The 7,592-nt window shown below is 32.0% G+C and carries 4 protein-coding genes; 2 read left to right on the forward strand and 2 right to left on the reverse strand.

The features are described 5' to 3' along the window. Positions 1 to 52: 52 nt before the first annotated feature. Both JOC54_RS11625 and JOC54_RS11630 read right to left on the reverse strand, forming a co-directional pair. Positions 53 to 835, reverse strand: coding sequence for an ABC transporter permease (locus JOC54_RS11625; protein ID WP_204466443.1), 783 nt, complete (start codon positions 833 to 835; stop codon positions 53 to 55). After that, positions 825 to 1,769, reverse strand: coding sequence for an ABC transporter ATP-binding protein (locus tag JOC54_RS11630; RefSeq protein ID WP_204466444.1), 945 nt, complete (start codon positions 1,767 to 1,769; stop codon positions 825 to 827). The genes JOC54_RS11625 and JOC54_RS11630 overlap by 11 nt, the downstream gene beginning before the upstream one ends. 438 nt (positions 1,770 to 2,207) lie before the next feature. On the opposite strand from JOC54_RS11630, the gene JOC54_RS11635 reads away from it, so the two are divergent. Both JOC54_RS11635 and JOC54_RS11640 read left to right on the forward strand, forming a co-directional pair. Further along, positions 2,208 to 6,137: a beta-ketoacyl synthase N-terminal-like domain-containing protein gene (locus JOC54_RS11635; RefSeq protein WP_204466445.1), complete on the forward strand. Its 3,930-nt coding sequence runs from the start codon at positions 2,208 to 2,210 to the stop codon at positions 6,135 to 6,137. A 4-nt stretch (positions 6,138 to 6,141) separates the two neighbouring features. Continuing rightward, on the forward strand, positions 6,142 to 7,592 hold a 1,451-nt coding region (locus JOC54_RS11640; protein ID WP_239586689.1), incomplete at its 3' end, for a condensation domain-containing protein.

A 7,592-nucleotide genomic window follows, 5' to 3' on the forward strand; every position in this document is an offset into this window, starting at 1 on the left:
GTGCCAGCGACTCATAAGAAGGTTTTTATATTTATTTATGTTTGGTTTATGTTTATTCACTACGCCAATCTAATTTCTTGAAAGCTATGTAAAATCCAATAGCTAACCAAATTATTAACGCGGTTAATAAAAGGAAAAACCTTTGATCGAATTCTCTGTTTAATACATCAGTAAGTGCCATCACTGCTTGACCTGTTGGAAGTACATAAGAAGTTATTTTTAGAACTAAAGGTAGTTCTACTAATGGCACCATAACTGGACTAAGAAAGACTGCCAGAAAAGGTAAGTAAGAGAATATAGCAAAATGAACCATAGTTTTAGCATAGCTTCCTAATGTTGATCCTAATATAGTTAGACAACCTGCAGAGAGCAACGCTATAGGGATTACAGATAAAAGAGTTGACCACGGTATCTCTAGGAGTATATTCCCCATAATCATGCTACCTAATAAAGCTGGGAATGCAAAAATCATGCTTTCTGTGAAAATTGCGAAAACAAAAGCGCTCTTTTTAACAGATAAACTTCCATAATAATCAAGTTCTCCTTCAATCTTCATTAGTGCAGTTCTTTGGATGGAAAAACTCACACTCCCAAAACTAACTGCCATAATTATGTTCCCAGCAAGTAACCAAGTTGTTTCAGGACCAGTTCCAACATACCTACTGAGTATCCACAAGAATCCCATTGGTATTATAAGACCAATAATAAGTAGAAATGGAGCTGCGGAACGATAGTCAGTAATAAGAAGTCGAAGTAACAAAAAATATTGGTTTATTACTGATAATTTTTCTTTTTCTTCTGTCAGTGCAGGTTTCACCAAAATGTTATCCTTCAATTCTTTCCCCTCCACTTAATTCAAAATAAATATCTTCCAAGTTGGTAGTAATAATACGGAAATCCTGAAATTGTTCCATGTATGGTAGCAAATAGGAAAAAGTCTTTTCAATTTCATTTTTTGGAACTGTAAGAAAAAAACTACTCTCACCTATTTTTACAGTAGTATTCCATCTTGCTAATATCTTTGCAAGATCATTTTCCGTGTTAGGTCGTGCCGTAATTTCAAGTCGAAGAAGTTGTTCAAACTTTTCTTTTAACTCCATCGGTGTACCGGTTGCCAGTACGCGGCCTTTATTTATAATGCTTACGCGATCTAAGGTATGCTCTGCTTCAATAACATTGTGAGTAACAAGAATAACCGTTCTTCCTGATTGAGCAGTTGTCTTAATCCTTTTCCAGACGACTCTTCTAATGCTAGGATCTAAATCATTTGTTGGTTCATCAAGAACTACAATAGGTCTGTCGCCAATCAATGTTACAGCTATAGCGACTAGCCTTTTTAATCCTCCAGACAGCTCTTGTAATTTTTTTTCAATATGTTCTGTTAGTTTAAATTCTTCAATGAAATTTTCAGCTTCTTCTTTGGCTCTAATAATACTTAGCCCTCGAAGTCTCCCTGTGAGCTCTAGTAGTTCTTTTGGTTTAGTTTGAGCTGGAAGCCATATATTTTGGGGTTGAAGGGCTACAAATTGGTTTGCGAGATGAGGTTCTTTAGTTAAGTCAAAATTATACAGTTTAATGTTTCCTTTTGTTGGTTGAACAAAACCGGCAATTTGGCGTACTAGTGTACTTTTACCAGCACCATTGGCTCCTAGTAAACCAAAAACTTCTCCAGGTTTTATTGATAAAGAAATATTTTCATTCGCATAAGTTGAGGAATTTTTATATTTTTTACTTATATTATCGATTAGAATAATAGGTTCGTTACTCATATTAGCACCTCATAAAAAAATAGATTTTTCTTAATGTATAGAAGTAATGTTTATCATTATGTTCATCGACTAGGAAGTTAAGGGTATGTTCACTTATTTAATACTTTAATTTAGCGCCGTAAATTTGTTCAATTAATAGTATAAAAGGGAATTTCAATAAAATTAGCTTTCATTGTGCAATAGATAGACAGGTTCACCTCCTGTTTTTTTAATTATAATTAATATACAAACTAATTATGGTTTAAATTAATAATATATGTCAATAAAATTATTTTATTTAATAAATAAATAAAAATATATATAAAAATGGTTTTTTCTATTGAATAATATACAGAAAAATGATACTAATGGTATAGTGCTATTAAACATTGTGCTTATATATATCCTCATAATTTTTTAACTGAACTTGTTAACTACCAATTAATAGGGGTGATTGTATTGGGAACAGATTTTGGTGGAAAAGAAAGAATATTAAAAGAGTTTTTATTTGATAAATTAACTAAGGCCTCTGGTTTAGATCGTCACTCGATTAGCTTAGATCAACCTTTTTCCTATTTTGGTTTGGATTCTTTGAAAGCAGTAGAAATTTCGGCTGATTTGGAAAAAGTTCTTGGTTATAATGTTTCTCCAACACTAGTGTGGGATTACCCGTCTATAAATCTTGCTATTGAGCATTTATTATCTGGAAATCAAAACAACGATGATTCAACTCGTATAACTAAAGAGGATATTTCATCTGAACCTATAGCGATTATTGGTATGGGGTGTAGATTTCCTGGAGCTGAAAATATTGATATTTTTTGGGAAAACCTAAAAAGTGGTAAAGAATCTATCCAACCCGTGCCTTCTGATCGTTGGAATAAAGAAGAGTATTATGATGATGATGTTAATGTATCAGGAAAAATGAATACAAAATGGGGAGGTTTTCTTAAAGATATTGATAAGTTTGATGCTAAATTTTTTGGTATTTCACCCCGTGAAGCTGTAAAAATGGATCCTCAACAGCGTCTATTATTGGAAGTTGCTTGGCAATCTTTGGAGGATGCTGGGCAAGTACCAAATGACTTATTAGACGAATCTGTTGGGGTCTTTGTTGGCATTTCTAATAACGATTATGCTCATTTATTACGTGATCAATCAAGGGATGGAGATCCATATTTTGGAACAGGGAATTCTTTAAGTATTGCTGCGAATCGAATTTCATATGTATTTGGTTTTAGGGGACCTAGTATTGCAATTGACACTGCGTGTTCATCATCATTAGTTGCAGTATATCAAGCTTGTCAAAGTATATGGAGTGGTGAGTCATCAATTGCTATAGCTGGTGGAGTTAACCTTATATTAACACCTGATGTAACAGTTGATTTATCAAAGGCAGGTATATTATCTTCTGATGGGAAGTGTAAAACGTTTGATGAAAGTGCTAACGGATATGTTCGAGGAGAAGGTGCTGGACTAGTTGTGCTAAAGCCATACTCTAGAGCACTAGAAGATGGAGATCAAATTTATTCCGTTATTCGTGGTGGAGCCATTAATAATAATGGTAAATCAAATGGAATTATTGCTCCTAATGGAGAATCCCAAAGGTTACTGTTGAATAAAGCATATAAAAACGCTGGACTGGAACCAAAAGATGTTCAGTACATTGAAACACATGGTACGGCAACTAAAATAGGTGACCCAATTGAAGTTAATGCTTTGGGTAAAGTCATTAAAAATAATAAAAGGTTCGAAGAAAAGTGTGCTATTGGTTCTGTAAAGACTAATATTGGTCATTTGGAATCGGCAGCAGGTATTGCAAGTTTAATTAAAGTAGCATTAATGATTAAAAATAAGACTTTAACCCCATCATTAAATATTCAAAAATTAAACCCACTCATATCTTTTGATAAGTTTCCTATTTATGTTCAACAAGAAAAACAGGAGTGGGAAAATGGGAACAAGCCATTAAGAGCAGGTGTAAGCTCATTTGGGTTTGGCGGAACAAATTGTCATATAGTAATGGAAGAATATATTGGGAAAAATACGAACTCATCGATTCATAATTATAATTATCAAGAAACGTATGTATTACCTATATCTGGGAAAAGTCCTAACGCTTTAAATGAGATCATAAAAAGATATTTGGAGTTTATGAACGGAAATGAAAAGCATGAAACTCACAATTTTTGTTACACGTGTAGTGTTAAAAAGGCTCATTTTAATCATCGAATAGCTTTTTTAGGGAAAAATAAAAGTGATTTTAAAAAGCAAATGAAAGAATATTTGGAAACAGAATGTCCTAGTAGGATAAATGAGATAACAGATAAACGAGATTTGCAAGTCCTTTTAGTTTACAGAGATTTAGATATCATACCAGTTCAAATTATAAAAGATCTATTAAAAAAAGAGAAGGTCTTTAGGAAATGTTGGGAAGATCTTGATAAAGAATTTATAGAACAATTAAAATGGTCAGCGTGGGAAATATTTTCGCTGGAAAAAAAAGTGTTTGATGAAAGAAAACCTTATATTCAATTTATTTTTCAAGTGTGCTTAACTGAATTATTGACATATTGGGGTGTGTCAACAAAAAGGTTGTTAGGGTACGGTTTAGGTGAGTTGGCTGCATCCTATGTTCTCGGAGACCATGATATAAAAAAGGTTATTTGTTCAATAAAAACACGCAAGTATGTAAATAAAGTTGGCGCAATTGATTTATTAAAACATGATAAATTAGAAAACTATTATGTCATTGAATTAGCTTCAAACTCAAAAATACTCAATGTAAATTATAACCAAGTGAATAATGACATCTACCAATCATTTGGAGATATAAAAAATAACATGATTAAAAGTTTATATGAAAATGGTTTTGGTCTAAACTGGAAAAACATTTACATTTCTGGTGAAATGGAAAAGTTACCTGGATATCCATTCGAAAGAAATAAATTTTGGTTAGATACTAAACTGAAAGCTTTTAACAAAGGTTTTTTAGATGGATCCAATATTGATAGAACGCCCGTTCTGGTGGAGCAAACAAATAATATGATAAATTATTATGGGAATTTAGCAGAGAAAAAAAGTGATTTAGGAGAGTTTTTAAGTTTTGCACCGTTTATTGAAAAAGATATTACCTTTTCGTGGCTATTAACATTAACTAAGCCAGAAGATTATCCCGAAAATTTTAAGAAGACCTCTATTGCTCAGGAGAAAATGCGGCAAATTTTATTTAAAAATGTAGATTTTAGTTTTATTGATAAAGTTGCAGAGTTTGGGTGTGGGTATTCAACCGATTTAATTCGTTTAGCATCTAGATATCCTCATTTAAATTTACATGGGTTTAATATCTCTAAAGAGCAACTTAAGATTGGTTACGATAAAATAAAAGCTAATAAGTTAGACAGAAATATAGCTTTGTATAATACAGATGTTGTGAGAGAAGAATTACCGGATTATTATGATTTAATCTATTGTATTCAATTAATTCATCATATAAAAAATAAAGAGGAGATTTTCAATAATATTAATAAAGGGTTAAATGATGGAGGGTTATTAGTTCTTGCAGAGATGATTTCAAATATTAATGAACAAATTAACCATCCGCAGTCATCAGCATATTTTACTCCAAAAGAAGAATGGGCATCTATTCTTGCGGATCAACATTTGAAAATTGTTGAATGCATAGATGTGAGCAAAGAGATTGGGTTATTTCTGGATGATCCAAATTTCTATGATCATTTAGAGAAGCTTTTTAGTGATGATGAAAAAACTGTTATTGATCATTTAGAAGGACCACATTTACTTGGAGAGTTATTAAGAAGAAAAGCCGTATTATATGGTTTGTTTACAATACAAAAAGTGCCTTATATCGCCATCGAAAAAATAAGAGATGACAATCTTGAAAGACTAACACATCCTACTATGTTTGTTAATTATACTGCCCAAGATGCCTTAGTTGAAAAGAGTATTGATGTCTTAGAGGTGTCTGTTAATAGTTTAGATGAATTAGAGAATTATTTGATTAAAATTGTCTCTCGAGTATTAGAGTTCAGAGAAGGTGATGTTGTGGATCCTTCTATTAAACTTGATGAACTTGGTTTAGATTCTATAACAGCAATTGACTTGAAAAAGACAATAGAAACAGAATTAAATATTCAGTTGTCAATAGGAGATTTACTAAAAGGACCTTCTATTGAAATTTTGGCTAGGCAATTGTGTGATGAAATGGAGAACTCTCCGTTAGAAATGGACAAATCATCGGAAAAAAAATTAGAGTTATTGGCTAGAAATACAGATAATATTCAAGATATTTTTGATAATCTAGATGGCTTAGGTGATGATGAAATTAATCATCTCCTTGATAAATATCAATATGTAAAGGAGGATTAAATAAATGTCAAAAAATCTAAATGAAAAGGAATTAGCATCAATAGTAGATAAGAAAAAGGAGTTAGCAGAGTTGCTTTTCCGTCAGTCAAGAGGAGCGGATTTGTACTTACCCTTGAGTTTTGGTCAGGAAGCTCTATGGTATATTCATCAACTCGATCCTGATAACTCTGCGTACAATACCCATTTTGTTGCAAAAATAAATGATGAAATTAATATATCAAAATTGAAAGATTCTTTTCAAGAGATTTTAGAAAGGCATTCTTCCCTTCGTGTTAACTTTTTAGTAAAAGATGGTAGACCTGTGCAAAATATAAACAACAAGTCTAAATTGTCATTTGAGTATCATGCTGCTGCACACATTGATGAGAAAGAACTAAAGAGTAAACTATTGGTCGAATCACAACGACCATTTAATCTAGAATATGACGATCTTATGAGAGTTAATTTATATGAAGTAGCTGATAGTGAATATATATTATTAATTGTTATTCATCATATCGCAATTGATTATTGGTCTTTAGTAATCCTTCTAGATGAACTTGGTTCCATATACCAATCTAAAGTTAATAATGAAGCAAACTTACTCCCGGCACTGTCTTGTACGTATAATGATTTTATATATTCTCAAAACAAAATGGTTGCAAGTACTTATGGTCAGACCTTACTGGAATTCTGGAAAGAACAATTAAAAGGACGAATACCAGTTTTAAATTTATATAAACGTAAAGACATTACAGAAATCAGACCAAACTATAATAGCACCTTATTTAAATTAAACCAAAATACAGCTGAGCAATTGAATAATTTTTCAAAAGAAAATAGTACTACCTTGTATATGGTATTACTAGCGACATTTCAGTTACTTCTTAACAAATATACGGGAGAAAATGATATTATAGTTGGCACACCTACAGCTGGTCGAAATAAATCAATTTTTGACAATATCGTGGGCTACTTTGTAAACCCTATAGTGCTTAGATCAGACCTTTCACATAATCCTAGCTATAAAGAATTTATTAAAGAATTACGTCAGACTGTATTGCGAGGCTTAGATAATCAAGATTATCCTTTTCCTTTATTAGTAGAAAAACTACAACCAAATAGGGGAGACCATACACCTATTATCCAGGCTATGTTTGCTTTTCAAAAAGCCCCCAGATTAGAGGGACAGAATATTACTTCTTTTATGTTAGGGGATACTAATGCGGAGTTGAAATTAGGCGGTTTGACTTTTAAACCTTATGAATTACCACAACAGGAAGGTCAATTCGAAATTACGTTACACATGGATTCAAATTTTTCTGGGGCTTTACAATATAATACGGATATATTTGAAGAATCTATGATGAACAAGATGATTAACCATTTTCAAATATTGCTAGAAGAGGTTGTAAACCATCCAGAATATAAACTATCTGAATTTTCTCTGTTGACCAAAGAAGAGAAAGGGCAACT

This window comes from Shouchella xiaoxiensis (assembly GCF_016907895.1).
In the GTDB taxonomy this organism is placed as follows: domain Bacteria; phylum Bacillota; class Bacilli; order Bacillales; family Bacillaceae_D; genus Shouchella; species Shouchella xiaoxiensis.